Consider the following 21,090-nt stretch of genomic DNA (forward strand, 5'->3'; position numbering starts at 1 on the left):
GGGATGGCCATGACGACACTGACTATTTTTCATTACAACGATCTTCATTCAAAGTTCGACCAATGGCCGAAACTTGTTTCATTTCTAGAAGAACATCGGACGGACGACACGCTGTACTTTGATTTAGGGGATCATGCCGACCGTACCCATCCGGCGACGGAAGTGACACGTGGGAAGTTGAATGTTCGTTTGCTCGAGCGACTTCGTCCGACAGCCGTCACCATCGGGAACAACGAAGGGATTACCTTTCCTCATGATTGGCTGGCCGAACTGTATGACGAAGCGACATTTCCCATCTTACTTGGGAATGTATATGAAGCAGACGGGTCACGACCGAATTGGGTCGATGAGACGCTCGTTCTTGAGAAAGATGGTTTCCAGATCGGCCTGTTTGGTGTGACCGCTCCATATGAAGAGTTATACCCAGAGCTTGGCTGGCAGATTGAATCGCCTTACGATGCGGCGGAGCGAGCGTTGAAACAGTTGGCGCATTGTGATGTCATCATCGCGCTCAGTCACCTTGGGTTCTTTGGAGATGAGCGATTAGCTGAAAGGTTTCCTGAAATCGACGTCATTCTCGGTGCGCATACACATCACGTCTTAGATGAAGGTGTGATGACGAACGGTGTTTTGATTGCACAAGCCGGAAAGTATGGGAAGTACGTCGGAGAAGTCACACTGACGCTTGGCGAGTCAGGAATCGTGTCGAAAGAAGCGCGCCTTCATGAACTGTCTCAGCAATCGGATAGTCCGGACACATTGGCCTTGTTGCATACAGAAGGGGCAGATGCCGAACGCCTTCTGGATGTCACGATTGCGGAGACGGATGGATACGCCTCTGATTGGTTCGGTCCTTCTCCACTGGGCGACCTGCTCGTCGAAGGCATGGTCGAATGGTGTGCGGCGGATGTGGGGATCATCCCATCTGGCGTTGTGCTAGAAGGACTGGCGCCGGGTGGGGTGACGCTCAACATGTTGCATCGGATCTGTCCGCATCCAATCAATCCTTGTGTGCTGACATTGGACGGGGAGACGTTGGCGCGTTTCCTTCACGATGCCAATGAAGAAACGTTCACGAGTATGCATGTCAGAGGTCTCGGCTTCAGAGGTACCGTTCTCGGAGAACCGAGTCTCTATCAAATCGAACAGCGGGACGGTCAGACATATGTAATGGGGGAACGATTGGATTTAAATCGGACATATCGCGTCGCGACGGTCGATATGTTGACGTTCGGTCCGCTCCTTCCTTATTTGGCAGACCAACCGAAGCGATATTTCATGCCCGAACTTCTGCGGGATGTATTACGAGAAACAATCGTCGCCCGTCATGAAGTGATTCGAAAAGGATAGAGCGCATCGACGGGGGCATGCTATGATAACAGAGTGGAGGTGGGAGCGATGATTCGAGTGAATCGCCACGGATATACCGTCTTGGAAGAAAAACGGGACGGGTTCGATGAAGAGGCGTTTATCGCACGATATAGTGACGTGCTAGATAAGTACGATTACATCGTCGGTGATTGGGGGCATGGTCAGTTGCGATTGAAGGGATTCTATGAACCGCAATCTAAATTGGCGACCTATGAGAACCGAATTGATCACGTGATGGACTACGTATACGAATATTGCAACTTTGGATGTCCTTATTTCGTTTTGAAAAAAGAAACGGAAATCAACGAAGAAGAGAGTGGACCCGTCTTTGGGGGAACGAAGCAAAAACTGAAGTTGAAGCGTAAGTTTAACAAGACCGATGAATCAAAAGTGTGAAGTGCTGAGCCGTCAGCACTTTTTTTATTACATTTGATTTCCAAATATTTCGTTTAGGTAAAAAGTCGTGACTTCCGGTTTTGAGGTTGGAAAAATGTGATAAATTGTCATTAAGGATAGTTTCGTCGTTTTTTGGTTTTGATAGTGAGGTGATTTGGATGCAACATGTACAAACGACCGTCGGGGATCGGGATGACGTCCATAATCGAATTCATAACTTCGGACTCGGGATATTGGCCATGTTCTTTTTTGGTTTCCATATCATGATGACCTTTTATTTTACGGCGGCAGTCATTCTATTTGAACTCGTTCATGTGTTGATCATCCGTCGCTTTGAATATGGCCATTCGTTCTTGCGAGGCCGTGTCTTCAAAGTCACATCTCACCTTGTGTTATCACTCGGGGTGCTGTTGTTGATCTTGTCCATGTCTCAGTTCTTTTTAGGCAATGTGATGATTCGCTAAGCGGAAAGGAAAAATTCCTTTCCCTTTTTTTATGTTTTTTGAAACGTATGGTCACCTTTTCACGTACACTAATAGAAAGACTACGAAAAAGGATGGATTACTATGAGATCTGAATGGAAACAACATGCACGACACGCCTTGAAAGGAAAATGGTGGTTGATGGCCGGATTGGCACTCTTGTTCGTCATCATCAACGGGATTCCCCAGTCGCTCGCGCCTGAGATTGATCCGAATTCGACAGCGCCCCTTACATCGACAGACGCCACGTTAAGTCTTGTGTCGACCGTTCTTCAAATCTTGATTGCACCACTCACCATCGGTTGGTCATGGCTCGCACTCGGCGTATCACGTGAAAAGGGTGCCTCGCTCTCGACAATGTTCAAACCGTTCCAAACACGTTACTTCAAACATGTCATCACGTCTTTTGTCATGAGCCTCTTTATCGTGTTGTGGACCTTGTTGTTGATTGTACCGGGAATCATCAAAGCCTTCTCGTACTCACTCACACCGTACATTTTGCGCGACCAGCCTGAACTTTCGGCACTCGAGTCGATCACAGAATCACGTCGTCTCATGGATGGGCACAAGATGGAAGCCTTCATGCTCGTCTTGTCCTTCTTTGGTTGGTTCCTCGTCGGGATCTTGACGCTCGGGATCGGATTCTTCTTCATCGGACCTTACTTCTCGACGACGTACGCGACGTTCTACGATTCGATTCAAGACAAGCAAGTTGATTCGAATGAGCCAGTGCACGGAACAGAACAAGGATTTTAAAGAAACAAACGCCTCGCTCAAGTGATTGAGCAAGGCGTTTTTGATTAGGCGTTGACTTCAGTTTTTTGTAAGTATGGTTTCAACGACAAGTGGTGTTCGGCCACGACTTTACGAATCGTACGTGTCTTTGAGCGCATGACGAGTGATGTCGTCTCGACGATATCATCTGTTAAGAATTTGACGCCATCGAGCAACTCACCTGACGTGACACCTGTTGCGGCGAAGATACAGTCATCACTCTTGACGAGGTCGTCGAGCGTGAGGAGTTGGAGCGGATCAACAATACCCATCGAGATGACGCGTGCAGATTCTTCTTCATTCATCGGGTGAAGACGGGCCTGCATGTCTCCGCCAAGCGCTTTGACAGCTGCAGCCGTGATGACGCCTTCAGGAGCACCGCCTGTACTGATGAAAATATCAATCGGATTTGTTTTGACGGCAGCTGCGATTCCGGCCGAGACATCGCCATCCTCAAACAATTTGACGCGTGCGCCGACGTTCATGACGGCTTGGCGAAGGTGTTCGTGGCGATCGCGGTCTTGCATGATCACCGTCACTTCTTCAATGCGTTTATTGTTATATTTTGCTGCTTTTTCGATGATCGACTCGAGTGGTTCATCGAGCGAGACTTTTCCTTTTAAGTTCGGCCCAACGACGAGCTTATCCATGTACATATCTGGTGCGTGGAGGAGGGCACCTTCATCCGCAACAGCGATGACGACCATCGCATCTCCGAGTCCTTTTGCGACAATGGATGTACCTTCGAGCGGATCAACGGCGATGTCGACTTTCGGACCGAACGTCGTACCGAGTTTTTCCCCAATGTAGAGCATCGGTGCCTCATCGAGTTCACCTTCGCCGATCACGACCGTCGCATCCATGTTCACTGTTCCGAGAACTTCGCGCATCGCTGACGTAGCTGCGTCATCGGCTTCATTCTTTTGCCCGCGTCCGATCCATTTCGATGATGCGAGTGCTGCGGCTTCCGTTGCTCGTACGATTTCTAATGCTAATTCACGTTCCATAGTGTTGTACCCTCCACGTTATCTCTATTAAATGTGTTATACTTTTTACGGCTTAAATCCGTTGATTAGTGTATCACAATTTTATAAATGATGTAAATAGGACAGATTCTTTTCTCCTGACCGAAAAAGCATTAGTATTAACAGCAGGGGGGATCATCATGTATTTTGTGAATAGAGAGAAGATTAATCAGACACTGGAACAAATGGAAACGATGTTAGCGCACACCGATCAATTGAGCGGGGATGCGTTCACAGTAGAACTTGCAAAACAACGAATGGCTGTCCTCCTGATGGAAGGGGTCATCGACGTAGGGAACTCGATGATTGACGGATTCATCATGCGAGACCCAGGTAGCTATGAAGATATTGTCGACATTCTACTCGATGAACGCGTGCTCGATGAGAAGACGGGGAAGGCCGCCAAGGCGCTCGTCGGATTGCGTGCTTACTATGTCCGTGAGTTCGTCGATGCAGACGCGTCACGCTTTGATGAATGGGTGAAGACGTCAAAACAAGACTTCACAGCGTTCTCGACGCAAGTTCGTCGCTACTTAGAGGTCGAACTTGGACCGGTGTCCGCATTCTTACCAGAAAGCGAGTGATTGGATGGAACCGATAAAAGGATATTTATTTGATTTGGATGGTACGATGTATGCCGGAACAGAGCCCGTCCAAGCGGCAGTTGAATTCGTCAACGAGTTAGAAGCGATGGGCGTGCCATACTTATTCGTCACGAATAACGCCTCGATGACACAACAGCAAATTGCAGATAAGTTGATTTCAATGGGGGCAAATGTGAAGGCAGAAAACGTGTTGACGAGTGCCATGGCGACGGCTTTTTATATTGAGAAGATGTCTCCGGGGGCAAGCGTTTATATGATTGGCGAAGACGGACTCCGCCTCGCCCTAGAATCTCGTGGGTTCCACGTCACGGACGAACCGAAAGCAGACTATGTGGTCATCGGTCTAGACCGTCACATCACGTATGAGAAGTTAGCGCGAGGGGCAATCGCCATTCGTTCAGGAGCCCGATTCATTTCGACGAATGGGGATATCGCCATTCCGACAGAACGTGGGTTCTTACCGGGGAATGGATCGCTCACATCCGTGTTGACGGTGACGACCGAGAAAGAACCGTTCTTCGTTGGGAAGCCGGAACCGGTCATGATTGACATCGCACTCGACATGATTGGATTGACGAAAGAAGATGTCGTGATGGTAGGGGATAACTATCATACGGATATTCTGTTCGGAATCAACGGGGGAATCCGTACACTTCACGTCAACTCAGGTGTACACGGTCCAGCCTTTGTTCAGGAGCAAGAAAAACTCCCGACTTATATGGTCGAGAGTTTAGATGAATGGAGGCATGAAAAAAAGGGATGACGAATGTCTCCCTTTTTGTTTAGAATACTTGTTCTACTTCGACGATGCCTGGTACTTCTTCGATGAGCGCGCGCTCAATACCGGCTTTTAGCGTGATTGTTGAAGACGGGCAGCTGCCGCAAGCACCCATCAAACGGAGCTTGACGATGCCTTCTTCGACATCAACGAGTTCGACGTCTCCGCCGTCACGAAGCAAGAACGGACGCAATTTATCGAGCACTTCTTGGACTTGATCAAACATTTCCATGGTATCTACCCCTTTCTCGTTCTACTTTATTCTAGCAAGTTTGAGAGTGTTTCTCAATCATTTACGCTGAGCGTTTCGTCATCGGGAGTGGGTAAGATTTTTGTATAATGGTTTCGAGGGGGAATGAAGATGAAAATTACAGTGTATGGGGCAGAAGTTCAATGTGCCAGCTGCGTCGGTGCACCGAGTTCGACTGAGACGTATGAATGGTTGCAAAATGCGCTGGGACGCAAGTATCCGGAACAATCCTTTTCTTTCGAGTATATCGATTTCGAACAGAGTGAGGACGAGTTTGCGCAGGCACTTAAAGACGATGAATGGTTTTATCCGCTCGTCTTGCTCGATGGGGAAGTGATTGACGAAGGGGTCGTTCAGTTACGAAAAGTATATGCGGCGATTGAGGCGAAACAAGGATCCGTCAATCATATAGAATAGTGAGCAGGTGGACGAACCATGCGGTTGCAAGGTTCGTTTTTTTGTTTACCTATAATTCAGAAAAAGATTTTACAACTTTTGTCTACCGGGCTAAGCTGAACATAACTTGTATAACATTTATAATACTTTGAAAATTAAAATGAATCCATTACTGAAGGAGGACTGTTCAATGTTTGCCCGAAAACGAAATATGCCGATCCATTTAGACACCTCGTCCCAAATGGAGCACTTGCTGATTGATTTACCAAGTGGGTTGGAACGACAACGTCAGTTGATTCGTCTCGAACGTGAGGATTTAGCTTATTTACGTGCGTATCAACAGGAATTACGTCAATTGACACCTCGGTTGGTTGATGTGTTTTATGAAGAGCTCGAAAAGATCGACGAGATGAGAGAGTTGATTCGGCAACATTCGTCATCGGACAAACTAAAACTCACTCTTTCTAACCATATAATGGAGATGTTTGAAGGGAAGTTGAATGAAGCATATATCAATCGACGTCTCGCCATCGCCAAACGGCATTATCTGATCGGTCTGAAAGGGAAATGGTATATGGCGGCCTTCCAAAAAATATTCGAGACGCTCGTCTTATCGATTCAACATGAGCAGCTCGATGCGGACTCGAAAATGAGGTTGATGATGGCCGTCTCAAAAATCTTTAACTTCGAGCAACAAATCGTGCTCGAGATGTTTGACGATGAAGCGGACGTCGTCCGCGACCAGATGCAACATGTGAAAGATGAAATCAGTCAGACGATTCAGCAGGCGAGTGAAGATTTGGCCGCCCTCTCCCAAGAAGTCATGGCCAGTTTTCAGTCGATGAATGAGCGGGCAGATGACATGAAGCATTCGAGTTCACTCACACAGACGAAGCTTCGGACGGTACTTCACTCTTCGGTGAGCGGAAAAGATACGATTTTATCAGAGACGGGACGACTTGACGAAATCGCGCGTGACCTATCCGACTCGGCCCAAGAAATCAAGGCACTCGAAATATTGATGAATGAGATCATGACGATTGCGGATTCGGTGAAGCAAATTGCCAACCAGACGAACTTGCTGAGTTTGAATGCGGCCATCGAAGCAGCACGGGCAGGCGAACAAGGGAAAGGGTTCCAAGTCGTCGCATCAGAAGTACGAACGCTCGCGAGTCAATCGAAACAAGCGGCGGAAGAGGTGGAGGATTTGGTGAAGCGTCTCACGAATCAGATGGAAGAGACATCGAGCCGTGTCTTATCGACCGAGCAAGAGATGAAGCAGACAATGGGACGGATCAATCAAGTGACGGATGCCTTCCTCCAGATCTCTGGTGACTCGGAGCATGCTGACGGACAGATGGGGAGCCTCGCCGGTGATATCGATGAGATCGTGGAATCCATTGCCGAACTCAAGCGTGCCACGACCCAGATTGCGACGTCTTCGACACAGCTGATGGATACCGCGCAACGATTATAAGTAGGCAAACTATAAAAAAAACGAACCAGGTCGCATGACACGACTTGATTCGTCGATCGACAAGGTCGAGCGATGCGCTCGACTTTTTCGTTTAGAGAAGCTGGAACGATGACGTCGCTGAACCAGCCGTGTAGCCGCTAAGCGTCGCATCAGACTTCACTTGATACGTACCGCGTTGTGACCAAGAATTCGTCGAGAGTGTGAATGTGATGGCTCCTGATGAATTCGTCTTGCCTGTACCGACAAGCGTAGTTCCGTTCGGTTGTGTGACCGTCACACGAACATCGGCGTTTGCGACCGCTTGACCATTCGAATTACGTACGGACGAAAAAATCGAGACGACTTCACCCGCGTAGTACGATGACTTCGATGTCGAGACTGTCGTCGTGAGTGCTTGGACAGGTTGCGTCGTACCACCAGCAGTAGGGGCTTGGACAAGTCCGTTCCCGAACCATGTGTCACGACCCGCTACACCGAGGTCGATGGAATCTTGTGACAATTTTGTACGGAGTTGTGTGCTCGATAGCGTAGGGAAGGCTTGCTTCATGAGCGCGAGGTTACCCGCCACATAAGGTGTCGCCATCGATGTTCCGCTCATTTGGCCGTAACCCCCATTTGAGAGGGTCGAGTTGATGCCGACACCAGGTGCTGCCACTTCGACAGTGCTTCCTGTCGCCGAGAACGAGGCGCGGTTGTTGTTGATATCGGTTGCAGCGACAGCGATTGCCGAACTGTAACGAGCCGGATAGTTGACGAGGTCACCCGACCCATCGGTACGACCGTTGTTACCCGCTGCCGCGACGACAAGGATGCCCGCGTTGTTGGCACGATCGACGACTTGTTGGAGCGTCGTCGATGGACTCGTCGTCCCGAGGCTCAAGTTGATGATATCCATATCATTTGTGATCGACCAGTCAATCCCGGCGATGATGCTCGATAAGCTACCACTTCCGTTCGCCTCAAGCGCTTTGACGGCGTAAATGCTTGCTTCGTGTGCAATCCCGACCGTTCCGATGCTGTTGTTCCGTGCACCGATGATCCCAGCAACATGAGTACCGTGACCGTTGTCATCGGTATACGAACTCGTGACCGTGCTGAATGAGGCACCGCCAGCGATTGTTAAATCAGGATGGGCCGAGATTCCTGTGTCAACGACGGATACTTTGACACCTTTCCCAGTGAATCCGCTTTGCCAAGATGAAGGAGCTTTTAGTTTGGGGATTCCCCAGTCTTGTGTTTGATTCTCAATCTGTACCGTTTGATCCACTTCCACATGTGCGACGTGTGGATTGTTTTTCAAGCCGTTCAATGCGGCTTTTGGTACTTCGAGTGCAGCGGCTGGAATGTTCGCGTACTGTTGGCGAACTTCCATGCCATCGATGGAAAGGGGGATTTTCTTTGCCGACTCCTTGAAGACGACGATGACGCGTTCTTTCTCTTTATTTGGGGCGGCATCCGCGCCCCCAGGTACGGTTGACAAGACGAGCAATGAGGCGAGGACGGAGCTACAGATTTTTTTCAACTTGTTTCCTCCTTTAAGGTATGTAGGCAAGATGACGGGATGTCCAACTGCCGTGACCATAGAGTAACAAGTTTTGCCAACGTGTAGAATACGCCAATGGCATTAAATATCTGAATATTTAGATAAGGATACAGGGGATTCAGATACAAGACTTTTGGCTCAATTGTAAGAGAAATGAATGGAAATTACAGATGAACAAATCAAAAAAAGCGAACCAGCCATGGAGGCTCGTTCGCAATATACTCATTTAATGACTTTATGTTTCCAAAGGATACCGGATTTTAATAGTCGGGCTACTTTCCCAGTGAGTGATTGTTTCCCCATAAACACCCCAAAGCCTGCCTTCTTCCCGAGGGAACCGAGTGTCCCTTTCAGTTTGATGTCGGGTAATTCTGGATAATTGACGCCTTTCCATTTGCAAAGCAAGACTTGGACGATCTGTTCGGCTTGGGCTTCGGCGAGTTGTCCGGACGGTGCGTACGGTAAGCTCGCATTGTCACCAACGACAAACACGTCCGGCAGTCCAGGAACGAAGTGATGTTCCGTCAATTTGACACGTCCGCCTCCATCGAGCTCCCAACCTTGATTCCGTACAACAGCGACCGGTTGAATCCCGGCCGTCCATACGGTCAAATCAGATGGGAACAAGTCTTCGTGGTTCCATAGTCCGTCAGCATCGACACGTGTGATGTTGGCATTGTTAATGACTTCGACGCCGTGCTCCTCGAACCAAGATTGTACGTACATCGAAACACGATTAGATAAGAAAGACAGGACGGATGGTCCGCGGTCGAATAAACGGACCGTCAAATCAGGTCGGCTCTCACGAAGTTCGCTGGCGAGTTCGACACCGGACAGCCCGGCACCGACGACAGAAACGACCGACCCTGGTCGTAGACCATTGATTGCTTGTTGTGTCTTACGTGACTCTTCAAGTGTTTGAATACTGTACGTGAACTCGGCGGCCCCTTGGACATTGTGATATTTGTCTTCGCACCCTAATCCGATGACAAGGTCGTCGTAGGGCACTTTTTCTCCACTCGCGAGCAGGACCATTTTGTCTTCGGTGTCGATGTCCGTGACCTGTCCGTATATGTAATCGATTTCATCCGGAAAGTCGATTCGAATATCGCGGTCCGAGACCGTTCCTGCGGCCAGTGCGTAATACTCTGTTTTCAATCCATGATAAGGCAAGCGATCGACGAGCGTGACCGAGATGTCTTGTAACTGATGTCCAAGCACTCTTTCAATCACACGCATTCCCCCGTAACCGCCTCCTAAGACGACTAATTTGCGCATAATAATCCCCCTTTGTTACTCTTCAACTGTATCATGTTATAATCTGCCGTAGAAGAACCATTTTCCGATAATTCACGTAAAGAAAGACGGTGACATATATGATGAATCCAATCATCGAATTTTGTGCCTCGAATTTGGCGATGGGCTCACAAATTGCCCGGGCTAAATTAGAATCCGATCCGGACCTTGATGTGGTCGAATACGGCTGTACAGGCTATTGTGGTGTCTGTTCCCTCGATCTCTTTTGCCTCGTTGACGGGGAAGTCGTGACGGGTGAGACGCCAGAAGAGCTCGTGACGAAGGTGTATGAAAAAATCGAAGAGATGGCATGGTAAAAAGTTTGAGGGATGACCTCAAACTTTTTTATTTCCCCCGTTGCATTTTAAAAAGAGGGATGTTATATTCTAAGAGGTTCGAATGTAGGTTGTCTGACGTTTAACAACGATAAAAAGAAAGCGTTTCAAACGGTAGGGCACATCTCTTTTCGGGTATGACACATATAATTGGTTTGTTTAATATGAAAGGAGCACAACATCAATGAAAATCATGAGTGTGGTTGGTATTTTGGCACTAATTGCAATCGCTTACATCTTCTCTACCAACCGTAAAGCCATCAAATGGCGCACGGTCTTGGCAGCGTTCGCTGTTCAATTCGCATTTGCATTCCTCGTCTTATATACGGCATGGGGACGTAAGGCGCTTGAATGGATCTCAAATGGGGTTCAAGCTGTCTTGAACACAGCGGGTGACGGGATTGCATTCGTATTCGGAACAGCAGTCGGTGGCGACAACTTCGTTTTCGCATTCCAAGTCCTTCCGATTATCATCTTCATGTCATCATTAATCGCATTGCTTTACTACCTCGGCGTCATGCAGTGGGTCATCCGTATCCTCGGTACTGCCCTTGCGAAAGCACTTGGTACGTCACGTAAAGAGTCACTTTCAGCAACAGCGAACATTTTCGTCGGTCAAACGGAAGCACCGCTTGTCATCAAGCCGTACCTTCCTACAATGACACAGTCTGAGCTCTTCGCAGTCATGGTCGGTGGACTCGCATCGGTTGCCGGATCTGTACTTGCAGGTTATGCAGCACTCGGTGTACCACTCGAATACTTGCTCGCAGCGAGCTTCATGGCAGCGCCAGCAGGTCTTTTATTCGCGAAAATCATCGTACCAGAAACAGAAGAGTACGATGACGACATCGAGATTGTAGAAGATGAGGAAGACAGAGCGGCGAACTTCGTCGATGCAGCGGCACGTGGTGCTTCTGACGGTCTCTTCCTTGCCTTGAACGTCGGTGCGATGCTTCTTGCATTCGTTTCATTGATTGCGCTCGTCAACTTGATCCTCGGTTCAGTTGGTGGACTCTTCGGATTTGATAGCTTGTCACTCGAATTGATTCTCGGTTACGTCTTCGCGCCACTTGCATTCGTGATTGGTGTACCATGGGCGGATGCTGTACAATTCGGTAGCTTCCTCGGTCAAAAACTAGTCTTGAACGAATTCGTTGCTTTCTCTGAGTTTGCTCCAATCATCGGTTCTGGTGATTTGTCAGCTCGTTCAGAAGCGATGATCGCATTCGCACTTTGTGGTTTCGCAAACATCTCGTCACTCGCGATCCTTCTCGGTGGTCTTGGTGGTATGGCGCCAAACCGTCGTGGTGACATCGCACGCATGGGTGTTCTCGCGATTCTTGCAGGTACGCTTGCAAACTTGATGTCAGCTACATTGGCTGGACTTCTTCTTTAATCGGTATAAGAAAACGCGATCACTTCGGTGGTCGCGTTTTTTAGTATGAGAAGGATGTATGTATGGTGATGTTTGGCCACTTGGCGGACCAGTTCTTTTGCTGCAACCGCTCCAGATAGATGGGATGCTTTGAAGAGTTCGAATCAAAGAGTGGTGTCGGTATAACGTGCATGTTGATCAAGTCGTGAATGCCGTGTGGGGCAGCGAGGATGAGGGAACCATCCGATTGAAGACGTACCCCGATCGCGGTGACGGTCTCAGGAAAATGTGCCAACGCATCGACCGATGAGGCATAGGGTGGAAGGTTGTTGACGTGATGCATTCTCGCTTGATTTTTGACAGACCAAGGTACATCGGGGATGAGGCGGAATAATCGCTCTTCGAGTTGTTTTTCGACTGCTTCCTCTGGTTGGTTTGGGTCGAAATAAATCACATCTACATCATCTGTTTTAGTCGATGTTTCGTATCCGTGAAGGTGGTCCCAGACTTTTGAACGAATATATCCCGCACAAATCCAACAATCCGGTAAATCGAGGTTGGCGACGGCGTGGAGAAGCTTTATGAGCTCGGCGTCTTGTTTTAGAAAATGAACCAAATCCTGTTCGTCTGTCATAATGAATGACCCTCCTTACAATATGGTTGAAAAAAGCACCTAGGCAACGCCTAGATGCTCGTATATTGATTATGCTTGAAGTTGTACGCGTTGACGTTCGATCCACGGCTTCAATTTCAAGAAGAGTGGGACGAAGAGCGCGCTGATCAAGATCGCTTTAATCAAGTTGAACGGTAAGATCCCGTAAAGGACAAGATCCGTTTTCACCGCCGGGTCGGCCATGTCTGCCATGCCGAAGAAGAAGGCGTAGGCTGGTAAGATGACGAGATAGTTTAAGATGGCGAGGCTGAGAGCCATTGTGATTGTACCGGCAAGTAATCCAGAAGCGAGTGCTTTGTTTGACTTGCGCTTATGGTAGAACCAGGCAACTGGGTACATGAATGCGACACCTGCGAAGAAGTTTGCGACTTCCCCGACTGGAACACCGCCACCGTTAAAGACGTAGTACAAGACGTTTTTCAAACCGACGACCACGACTCCTGCGAGTGGGGAAAAGACGATTCCGGCAATGAGTGCAGGAATGTCACTAAAGTCCACTTTAAGGAATGGCGGTAAAAATGGGAGCGGGAAGTTAAATAGCATGAGTACGAACGAGATCGTCCCGAGCATCGCCAAAGTCACCATTGTTGTCAGTCGTTTGTTGCGCGTAGTTTTCATCAGAATCTCTCCTTTAGGTCGCTCCTCGATGAATGGCATCCGTCGCATATAAAAACCCGATTGCAATGAAGACAATCGGGAGAGTTTACGCGCATACGAAATAGATGTTTTCCGAGGTGGAAAAGTCCACGTCAAAGAAAACATCCGGATATCGGTCGGATGCCGCCATCTTCTCCCATCCAGACTATACTGTCGGCTTTCGAATCTCACGAAATCAGCAAGCAACGCCTTGCTCGCTCACGGGCTGAGAAGAATATATTCTTCAATACCGCCGGTCGGGAATTTCACCCTGCCCCGAAGATGGAACGATTTAATTTTTTTTGTTACAGTTTAGTTATACAAGATAATCCACAAGATGACAAGTCAATTGACTTGAATTGAAGATATATGAGGAGGAGTTCAGATGATTCATTTAACAGAGTCAGCCGCACTTCAAGTGCTAGAGATGATGAAACAGACGGAACGCCCGGATGCGCAATACTTGCGAGTGAAGGTACAAGGTGGCGGATGTACAGGACTTTCATACGGGATGGGCTTCGACGAGGAGAAGACGGACAAAGACATTCAATTCGACCATCATGGTGTCCGCGTCATCGTTGCGGAAGTGGATCATGGGGTCGTTGATGGCCTCGAGATTGATTATAAGCAGTCGATGCTCGGTGGCGGTTTCACAATTAAAAACCCAAATGCGATTGCAACATGCGGTTGCGGTTCGAGTTTCCGGACAGCGACGAATGCAGGTACGCCTGGGGAGTGCTAAAAAAGAACCGATCGCGATTGCGATCGGTTCTTATTCTTCTTCTGTCAAAATCAACCGAATGACTTTTGCAGTTACGTCGAGTTCGATGTGATGTTGCCAAGGCCGAAAGCCTGTGATTGTACATGTGTCATTCGTGATGCGGAATGAGCAGACACTCTCTTCCTCTTGGTCGAGGACAGAGTAACGACTGAAATCAGATAAGCTCTGATAGATCGCATACTGTGGTGGTAGTTCATACGTCCAACCTTTTTCTAACATGATTTGGTGCATATTCGAGCCCCCTAACAAGTCTTTACTTATTAGAATAGCAAGAATACGCGTAAAAGTGGTAGATTAGTCTGTTTCTTTGAAGGGAAAATGAGTAGGGACGTCATTACAAATGGGAGGATTCAGGGTCATGAGAAAAGTATTGATATTCGGAGGGTCACGCTATTTCGGAAAACGGCTCGCATTGCGACTTGCTGAAGCAGGGGACGATGTGACGATTGTGACGAGGGGGCAACTACAGGTACCGGAAGCTGAAGGGATTCGGTCTGTCAAAGGAGACCGGCAATCGGTCGCGACGATGAAAGACTTGGCCCGCGAACGGTACGACCTCGTCTATGACAACATTTGTTTTACTCCGTATCAGGCAAAAATCGCCTCGGATGCGTTCATGGACAAAGTCGGAAAATATGTGCTCACGTCGACGATGTCGGTCTACGCACCTGGTCCTGATTTAAAAGAGAGCGACTTCAATCCGCTCCATTACGAATATCATCTTGAATCCGAACATGACTACGGACAAGGGAAACGCGAGGCGGAATCATTCTTCTTCCATCGCGCCTCTTTCCCGGTGGCGACCGTACGATTACCGATCGTGTTAGGTCCGGATGACTATACAGACCGATTGAAGTTTTATGTAGATGCAATCCGGAACGAGGAACCGGTTGTCTTGCATCACCCGGAAGCAAAGATGGGCTTCATCTCGAGTGCGGAAGCGGCCGCCTTCTTAGAATGGGTCGGACGTGCCAATGTGACAGGACCGTTCAATGCGGCGAGTGATGGACTCATCTCGATGGGGGCCTTGATGGAGCGAATCGGTCAACACGTCGGAAAACCCGTCCATATTATAAAAGATGGAGACTCGTCGCCGTATGATTCGGATGTCGACTATTATATGTCGATTGCTGAGGCGAAGAAGGCGGGATTTGTGTTTACGCAACTCGATGACTGGATTGACCGGGTCATCGTTCAAACGATGAAAAGATAAAAAACGCTTCTGTGGATGTGGTCCACAGAAGCGTTTTTTGGTTATTTCCCAGCAAATACAGATGTCGAGTGTTGCGGATGACGAGCTGTCGGATCCACGAGCTGTTTCACTTGGTTGATGGCGATTGGGGCTTCACCGAAACCGGTCGCAATCAATTTTACTTTCCCTTCGTATGTCGCGATATCACCGCAAGCAAAGATGCCGGCAACGGTCGTTTCCATACGTGAATCGACACGGATTGTGTTTTTCTCGAATTCCATTCCCCAGTTCTTGATTGGACCGAGCGATGAAACGAATCCGTAGTTACAAATCAAATCATCGATTTCAACGATTTTTGATTCGCCATCCTTATCTGTCAATTCGACAGATTCGATGTGTGTCTCACCAGACAGTGACTCGATGTTATAAGGCGTGAGGACGTTAATCGTCGATGCCTTCATCTGTTCTACCGTATGTTCATGAGCACGGAAGCGGTCACGACGGTGAACGATGTGGACTTCTTTTGCGATTCCTTCAAGCATGAGTGCCCAGTCGACGGCTGAATCGCCACCGCCGGCAATCATGACACGGCGATCACGGAATTTCTCCATGTTGTCGACAAAGTAATGAAGGTTGGCATAATCTTCGCAGCCATCAAGCCCGAGTGGACGAGCCGAGAAGGCACCGTTTCCGGCTGTGATGATGATGGCTTTCGTATGATATTCTTCTTTATTTGTTGTCAATACGAACGTGCCGTCCTCGAGACGTTCGACCGTTTCCACCGTTTCACCGAGACGGTAATCTTGTTCGAACTGGTCAGCCTGAGCTTTTAGTTGATCGATCAAGTCCTGTGCTTTTACTTTCGGGAAACCGGCAATATCATAAATATATTTTTCAGGATAGAGCGTTGACAACTGACCACCAAGTTGCGGTAAGCTTTCAATCAACGTCGTATCGAGTTGGCGCATGCCTGCATAAAATGCGGTGAACAGTCCGACCGGGCCGCCACCGATGATGATTACATCTTTCGTCGTCTTCATCGAATTCCTCCTCAAAGCGTATACATCTATTATAGAGAGTTTATTGAATTAAATCCATTCAGTACAAACATGCAACACTTTCAAAAAAAATTCAAGAAGATAAGCTTTTCCATTGAGAATTCAATTTAAAGAGCGTACAATGAAACAGAAGCAATTGTGAACAGATGTTGAACAAGGATAGGCTTTATTGTGAACGTCTATGTGAAGAAACACACAACATAGTTGTTCAAAAAACAAAACTTTAAACAAGGTGGAAATGAACATGAAACGACCTAACATTGTTATTCTTGGTGCGGGCTTCGGTGGACTCATCACAGCCGTCAACCTTCAAAAGACACTCGCTGCAGGTGATGCGAACATCACGCTCATCAACAAGCATGATTATCACTACCAAACGACATGGCTTCACGAACCAGCTGCTGGGACGATGAACCCAGACCAAGCGCGCATCTACATTAACGATATTGTGAACCCGTCACGTGTGAAACTTGTCAAAGGGATCGTCGATCGCGTCGATACTGCTGCCAAACAAGTCACGCTTGAAGATGGTTCTGTCGTCGAATACGACTATGTCGTCATCGGTCTCGGCGGTGTACCTGAAACGTTCGGTATCCCAGGCTTGAAAGAACATGCGATGACAATCAGCTCGTTGAACAGTGTTCGTAAAATCAAAGAGCACATCGAATATTCATTCGCTCAATATAAAACAAACGGTTCTTCAGACAACTCGTTCGTGACGATCGTTGTCGGTGGTGCCGGATTTACAGGAATCGAATTCCTCGGTGAAATCGTCAACCGAATCCCTGAACTTTGCAAACAGTATGACGTTCCACGCGAAGCGGTTCGCATCGTCAACATTGAAGCGGCACCAACAGTTCTTCCTGGTTTCGACCCAGAACTCACGACATACGCACAGAAATGGTTGGAGCGTAACGGTGTCGAGATGAAACTCGGTAACGGAATCAAAGGTGTCGAGCCAGGTGTGGTGACATTCGGTCCACTTCAAGGTGACACGACAGAAACGATTCGTGCCAACACGATCATCTGGACAGGTGGCGTAAGTGGTAGCCCGATCATCGAAAAATCAGGATTTGAAGCGGTCCGTAACCGTGTCATGGTGGAAGCGGACAACCGTGCACCAGGTCACGACAACGTCTTCATCATCGGTGACTGCTCAGCGGTCATGGACCCTGCATCGAACCGTCCATACCCACCGACGGCACAAATCGCGACACAACAAGCGCACAACGTTGCGAAAAACATCGCGGCACTTATCAATGGCAAATCGACTTCGAAGTTCACTTACGAGAGCAAAGGAACAGTTGCTTCACTCGGTCATAACGATGGAATCGGAATCGTGATGGGCAAAAAGATCTTCGGTCGCAACGCTTCATTCATGAAGAAAGTCATTGACAACAAACACTTCATCGAATTGAAAAAATACGGACTCGTCCTTAAAAAAGGGAAGTTCTAATTTCATGATTGCATGGCTCGTTCTGTCTCAGAACGGGCTGTTTTTCTTTCGAAATTGTCATAGGAAGTTCTTTGACCTCGTTGGTCGAAATTTTGTATAATGAAGAGCGGACAAGGGGGGCAACACATGCATATTATCCAAGCAGTCATTGGAGCCGTTTTATATATGACGATTTTTTTCAGTATCGGCTTCATCTTGAATATGTTACTTAAAAAGACATGGACACTCGTGTTCATTTATCCAATTTTTGTCATCATGATGATTGATAATGTCAAACTTTCGAGTTACGTGACCGAGACATCGACCGCGCTTACGAGTGTCTATGAAGGACTCGTCGGGTTGCAACTTCTCGATTTATTCATGCTCGGCTTTGGATTGCTCGGTGCAATTCTAGCTGGTGTGACGATTCGTTTCTTACGAAAGAGCGGTTATTCAATGTTTTAATTGGCGACAGGAATGTTCGCCTTTTTTGTTTTGTCCCTACTTTTTTAGGGCATGAACCGATATACTAGATAGCGAAACGATTTTTAGTAAGGGATGCGATGCGAATGACATTACCGATGTATACGATCAAAAAAGTGTTGAATAATAGCGTTGTCATTTGTCAACATGATACGGATCCGGAAGTCATTCTACTCGGGAAGGGGATTGGCTTTGGCAAAAAACCAGGCGACCTCGTCGACCCGGCCAGCGTCCCGGAGAAAGTGTATCAACTGACAGATAAAGAAGAGCAATCTCAATATCAAGAACTCGTCAAACATGTCGACGAGGACTTCATTGCGTTCATGCAAGAGATTGTCTGCTTCATTGAGACGAGTACGGGCAAGAAAGTCGATGAGCACATCCATATCGGTTTGACGGATCACTTGTTCTTCACGATGAAGCGAATCGAACAAGGGATGGAAGTGACGAATCCGTTTTTACTTGAAACGGAATCGCTCTATCCAAACGAGTTTGCGCTCGCGGAACGGATCGTCGATATGTTTCATGAACGATTGAACGTTTTGCTCCCGGATGCGGAAACAGGGTTTATCGCCCTTCATATTCACTCGGCGACGACGTTCAAAAACGTCCTCGAGGTCAACCGTCATAATCAAATCATCGGGCAAATTGTTCAGACGATTGAGAGTCATTTGAACGTGAAAATGGACCGGACATCACTCGATTATAAGCGCTTACTTCGGCACTTAAGGTACGCCGTTGAGCGGGTCGCGACAGGTGAGACGGTCGAGGCACCACAAAAAATTGAAAAGGTGTTGCGCGACGAATATCCGCTATGCTATAGTACTGCTTGGGAGCTGATGGGCATCATGGAACGCGAATTAAAGCGTCCTGTCCCACGAGGTGAAGCGACATATTTGACGATGCATCTCCAGCGCCTAACAAGTAGATAAATGATACCACGTGTCTTACGTGTTACTGATTCGATCAGGCATGAGTAAGGAGTGGAACGTTATGTGATGTCTCCATTGGGAGAGGTCTACGTTCTATCCTTATTCATGCCTTTTCTGTTTTTATAAACGTGATTTATGAAAACGTTTAGATACGTCGGTTGTCTGACATCTACGCCGCTATCATATTGTTTATACGTACTTAAAAAAAGGAGGAAATGTTGATGTTTAAGCAGATCTTTGGTGTTCTTCAAAAAGTCGGTAAAGCACTTATGCTTCCTGTTGCGATCTTGCCGGCAGCCGGTCTTCTTCTTGCGTTCGGTAACGCAATGCAAAACCCACAACTTACATCACGCGCTGGTTGGTTAACGAACGAAGGCGTCGTGAAATTCGCTCAATTGATGGAGCAAGCAGGTGGAATCATCTTCTCGAACTTGGCGCTCTTGTTCGCAGTCGGTGTCGCCATCGGTTTAGCAGGTGACGGCGTAGCCGGACTTGCGGCAATCGTTGGGTTCTTGATCATGAACAAAGTCATGGGTGTTTGGCTCGAACTCACACCTGAAGTATTGGCACAAGGTGACCCGGCTTACGCGAACGTACTCGGTATCCCAACGCTCCAAACAGGGGTATTCGGAGGGATCATCATGGGTCTCATCGCCGCATGGGCCTATAACAAGTACTTCAATATCGAATTGCCACAGTTCCTTGGTTTCTTCGCTGGTAAACGTTTCGTTCCAATCGTAACAGCAGTTGCAGCCGTCGTTGCTGGTTTCGTTTTACTATTAGTATGGCCACCAGTTCAGCACGGATTGAACTCATTCTCAAACTTCATGTTGAATGAAAACCGTACATTCGCAGCGTTCATCTTCGGTTTAATCGAACGTTCATTGATTCCATTCGGTCTTCACCACATCTTCTACTCACCGTTCTGGTTTGAATTCGGTTCATACACAGATGCAGCGGGTAATGTTGTACGTGGTGACCAAGCGATCTTCTTCGCACAAATTCGTGATGGTGCTGAATTGACAGCAGGTACGTTCATGACTGGTAAATTCCCGTTCATGATGTTCGGTCTTCCTGCAGCAGCACTCGCAATGTATCACGAAGCACGTCCTGAGCGTAAAGCGGTTGTCGGTGGTCTCTTGGCTTCTGCTGCCCTTACATCGTTCTTGACTGGTATCACAGAACCAATCGAGTTCTCATTCTTGTTCGTAGCACCACTTCTCTTCGCAGTACACGCGGTATTCGCAGGTCTTTCATTCATGACAATGCACATCTTGAACGTGAAAATCGGGATGACGTTCTCGGGTGGTTTGATCGACTTCTTGCTCTTCGGTGTTCTTCCAGGTCGTACGGCTTGGTGGCTCGTTATTCCAGTCGGTCTCGTGTTCGCGGTTATTTACTACTTCGGATTCCGCTTCGTTATCCGTAAGTTCAACCTTAAAACTCCAGGTCGTGAAGATGAGGTTGTTGAACAATCAACAGCTACTGGTTCGGAACTTGCACAAGATATCCTCGTCGGTCTTGGTGGCTCACAAAACATCAAACACCTCGATGCATGTATCACACGTCTTCGTGTCGAAGTTAAAGACAAAGCAAACGTAAACAAAGATGAGTTAAAACGACTTGGCGCTTCTGGTGTCCTTGAAGTTGGTAACAACATTCAAGCAATCTTCGGACCACGTTCGGACGCATTGAAATCAGAAATCCAAGCGGTCATCGCTTCAGGTAACGAAAAGAAAGTCAACTAATTGATGACCTAGACCAATCCTTCGGGGTTGGTCTTTTTCTTTTATATGA

At 47.8% G+C, this 21,090-nt stretch carries 23 protein-coding genes, 1 pseudogene and 1 riboswitch; of the genes and pseudogenes, 16 read left to right on the top strand and 8 right to left on the bottom strand.

Annotated elements, in window-relative coordinates:
• Window positions 1-9: 9 nt before the first annotated feature.
• The 4 genes from KNO61_RS00970 (at window position 10) to KNO61_RS00985 (ending at window position 3,005) form a co-directional block, all read left to right on the top strand.
• Window positions 10-1,350: a bifunctional metallophosphatase/5'-nucleotidase gene (locus tag KNO61_RS00970; RefSeq protein WP_240499838.1), complete on the top strand. Its 1,341-nt coding sequence runs from the start codon at window positions 10-12 to the stop codon at window positions 1,348-1,350.
• A 48-nt stretch (window positions 1,351-1,398) separates the two neighbouring features.
• Window positions 1,399-1,767, top strand: a complete 369-nt coding sequence (locus KNO61_RS00975) for a YutD family protein (protein WP_078147263.1) — start codon at window positions 1,399-1,401, stop codon at window positions 1,765-1,767.
• Between the two features lie 158 nt (window positions 1,768-1,925).
• Window positions 1,926-2,231, top strand: coding sequence for a hypothetical protein (locus KNO61_RS00980; RefSeq protein WP_078147262.1), 306 nt, complete (start codon window positions 1,926-1,928; stop codon window positions 2,229-2,231).
• Between the two features lie 102 nt (window positions 2,232-2,333).
• Complete coding sequence (locus tag KNO61_RS00985; RefSeq protein WP_078147261.1) at window positions 2,334-3,005, top strand: DUF975 family protein; 672 nt, start codon at window positions 2,334-2,336, stop codon at window positions 3,003-3,005.
• Window positions 3,006-3,049: 44 nt separating this feature from the next.
• Here the strand turns inward: KNO61_RS00985 and glpX are convergent, their stop codons facing one another.
• Window positions 3,050-4,030, bottom strand: a complete 981-nt coding sequence (glpX, locus tag KNO61_RS00990) for a class II fructose-bisphosphatase (RefSeq protein ID WP_078147260.1) — start codon at window positions 4,028-4,030, stop codon at window positions 3,050-3,052.
• A gap of 158 nt (window positions 4,031-4,188) precedes the next feature.
• Between glpX and KNO61_RS00995 the strand changes: the two genes are divergently transcribed.
• Window positions 4,189-4,632, top strand: a complete 444-nt coding sequence (locus KNO61_RS00995) for a DUF86 domain-containing protein (RefSeq protein ID WP_078147259.1) — start codon at window positions 4,189-4,191, stop codon at window positions 4,630-4,632.
• Window positions 4,633-4,636: 4 nt separating this feature from the next.
• A complete protein-coding gene (locus tag KNO61_RS01000) occupies window positions 4,637-5,416 on the top strand; it encodes a TIGR01457 family HAD-type hydrolase (RefSeq protein ID WP_214872511.1) in 780 nt (259 codons plus the stop codon).
• A 19-nt stretch (window positions 5,417-5,435) separates the two neighbouring features.
• Here KNO61_RS01000 and KNO61_RS01005 read toward each other — a convergent pair whose 3' ends face one another.
• Window positions 5,436-5,663, bottom strand: a complete 228-nt coding sequence (locus tag KNO61_RS01005) for a NifU family protein (protein WP_012726833.1) — start codon at window positions 5,661-5,663, stop codon at window positions 5,436-5,438.
• A 129-nt stretch (window positions 5,664-5,792) separates the two neighbouring features.
• Between KNO61_RS01005 and KNO61_RS01010 the strand changes: the two genes are divergently transcribed.
• Entirely contained in the window at window positions 5,793-6,098 is a 306-nt protein-coding gene (locus tag KNO61_RS01010) for a YuzD family protein (RefSeq protein WP_078147257.1), read from the top strand.
• Window positions 6,099-6,267: 169 nt separating this feature from the next.
• Window positions 6,268-7,554, top strand: a complete 1,287-nt coding sequence (locus KNO61_RS01015; RefSeq protein ID WP_214811265.1) for a globin-coupled sensor protein — start codon at window positions 6,268-6,270, stop codon at window positions 7,552-7,554.
• 91 nt (window positions 7,555-7,645) lie between these two features.
• Here the strand turns inward: KNO61_RS01015 and KNO61_RS01020 are convergent, their stop codons facing one another.
• Window positions 7,646-9,076, bottom strand: coding sequence for a S8 family serine peptidase (locus KNO61_RS01020; protein ID WP_078147254.1), 1,431 nt, complete (start codon window positions 9,074-9,076; stop codon window positions 7,646-7,648).
• 243 nt (window positions 9,077-9,319) lie between these two features.
• Window positions 9,320-10,375: an NAD(P)/FAD-dependent oxidoreductase gene (locus KNO61_RS01025; RefSeq protein WP_012726829.1), complete on the bottom strand. Its 1,056-nt coding sequence runs from the start codon at window positions 10,373-10,375 to the stop codon at window positions 9,320-9,322.
• A gap of 98 nt (window positions 10,376-10,473) precedes the next feature.
• Here KNO61_RS01025 and KNO61_RS01030 point away from each other — a divergent pair, with 98 nt between their 5' ends.
• Together KNO61_RS01030 and KNO61_RS01035 are read left to right on the top strand one after the other, a co-directional pair.
• Window positions 10,474-10,710, top strand: a complete 237-nt coding sequence (locus KNO61_RS01030; protein WP_012726828.1) for a YuzB family protein — start codon at window positions 10,474-10,476, stop codon at window positions 10,708-10,710.
• 202 nt (window positions 10,711-10,912) lie between these two features.
• Window positions 10,913-12,124, top strand: a complete 1,212-nt coding sequence (locus KNO61_RS01035) for a NupC/NupG family nucleoside CNT transporter (protein WP_078147251.1) — start codon at window positions 10,913-10,915, stop codon at window positions 12,122-12,124.
• A 40-nt stretch (window positions 12,125-12,164) separates the two neighbouring features.
• Here the strand turns inward: KNO61_RS01035 and KNO61_RS01040 are convergent, their stop codons facing one another.
• A complete protein-coding gene (locus KNO61_RS01040; protein WP_214757523.1) occupies window positions 12,165-12,737 on the bottom strand; it encodes a nucleotidyltransferase family protein in 573 nt (190 codons plus the stop codon).
• Between the two features lie 69 nt (window positions 12,738-12,806).
• The gene (locus tag KNO61_RS01045) at window positions 12,807-13,394 is read right to left on the bottom strand and encodes an ECF transporter S component (protein WP_012726825.1); all 588 of its coding nucleotides are present in this window, start codon (window positions 13,392-13,394) and stop codon (window positions 12,807-12,809) included.
• A gap of 163 nt (window positions 13,395-13,557) precedes the next feature.
• Window positions 13,558-13,700: riboswitch (FMN riboswitch) on the bottom strand.
• Between the two features lie 97 nt (window positions 13,701-13,797).
• On the opposite strand from KNO61_RS01045, the gene KNO61_RS01050 reads away from it, so the two are divergent.
• On the top strand, window positions 13,798-14,154 hold the full coding sequence (locus KNO61_RS01050; protein WP_074036395.1) for a HesB/IscA family protein: 357 nt from the start codon (window positions 13,798-13,800) through the stop codon (window positions 14,152-14,154).
• Window positions 14,155-14,184: 30 nt separating this feature from the next.
• On the opposite strand, the gene KNO61_RS01055 is transcribed toward KNO61_RS01050, so the two are convergent.
• Window positions 14,185-14,424 carry a hypothetical protein gene (locus KNO61_RS01055; protein ID WP_047795133.1) on the bottom strand — a complete coding sequence of 80 codons (240 nt, stop codon included), beginning with the start codon at window positions 14,422-14,424 and terminating at the stop codon, window positions 14,185-14,187.
• Window positions 14,425-14,551: 127 nt separating this feature from the next.
• On the opposite strand from KNO61_RS01055, the gene KNO61_RS01060 reads away from it, so the two are divergent.
• Window positions 14,552-15,406: an NAD-dependent epimerase/dehydratase family protein gene (locus tag KNO61_RS01060; RefSeq protein WP_012726822.1), complete on the top strand. Its 855-nt coding sequence runs from the start codon at window positions 14,552-14,554 to the stop codon at window positions 15,404-15,406.
• A gap of 41 nt (window positions 15,407-15,447) precedes the next feature.
• On the opposite strand, the gene KNO61_RS01065 is transcribed toward KNO61_RS01060, so the two are convergent.
• Window positions 15,448-16,425 carry an NAD(P)/FAD-dependent oxidoreductase gene (locus KNO61_RS01065; protein ID WP_012726821.1) on the bottom strand — a complete coding sequence of 326 codons (978 nt, stop codon included), beginning with the start codon at window positions 16,423-16,425 and terminating at the stop codon, window positions 15,448-15,450.
• Between the two features lie 262 nt (window positions 16,426-16,687).
• On the opposite strand from KNO61_RS01065, the gene KNO61_RS01070 reads away from it, so the two are divergent.
• The 4 genes and pseudogenes from KNO61_RS01070 to ptsG form a co-directional block, all read left to right on the top strand.
• Window positions 16,688-17,899: an NAD(P)/FAD-dependent oxidoreductase gene (locus KNO61_RS01070; RefSeq protein ID WP_012726820.1), complete on the top strand. Its 1,212-nt coding sequence runs from the start codon at window positions 16,688-16,690 to the stop codon at window positions 17,897-17,899.
• A 126-nt stretch (window positions 17,900-18,025) separates the two neighbouring features.
• On the top strand, window positions 18,026-18,343 hold the full coding sequence (locus tag KNO61_RS01075) for a YuiB family protein (protein WP_047795135.1): 318 nt from the start codon (window positions 18,026-18,028) through the stop codon (window positions 18,341-18,343).
• 104 nt (window positions 18,344-18,447) lie between these two features.
• Window positions 18,448-19,293, top strand: a complete 846-nt coding sequence (gene glcT / locus KNO61_RS01080) for a glucose PTS transporter transcription antiterminator GlcT (RefSeq protein WP_078147246.1) — start codon at window positions 18,448-18,450, stop codon at window positions 19,291-19,293.
• A gap of 221 nt (window positions 19,294-19,514) precedes the next feature.
• A pseudogene (ptsG, locus tag KNO61_RS01085) lies at window positions 19,515-21,014 on the top strand (glucose-specific PTS transporter subunit IIBC); the annotation flags it as partial.
• Window positions 21,015-21,090 lie beyond the last annotated feature (76 nt).

Origin of the sequence: Exiguobacterium sp. s140 (genome assembly GCF_018617035.1) — a bacterium.
In the GTDB taxonomy this organism is placed as follows: Bacteria; Bacillota; Bacilli; order Exiguobacteriales; family Exiguobacteriaceae; genus Exiguobacterium; species Exiguobacterium profundum.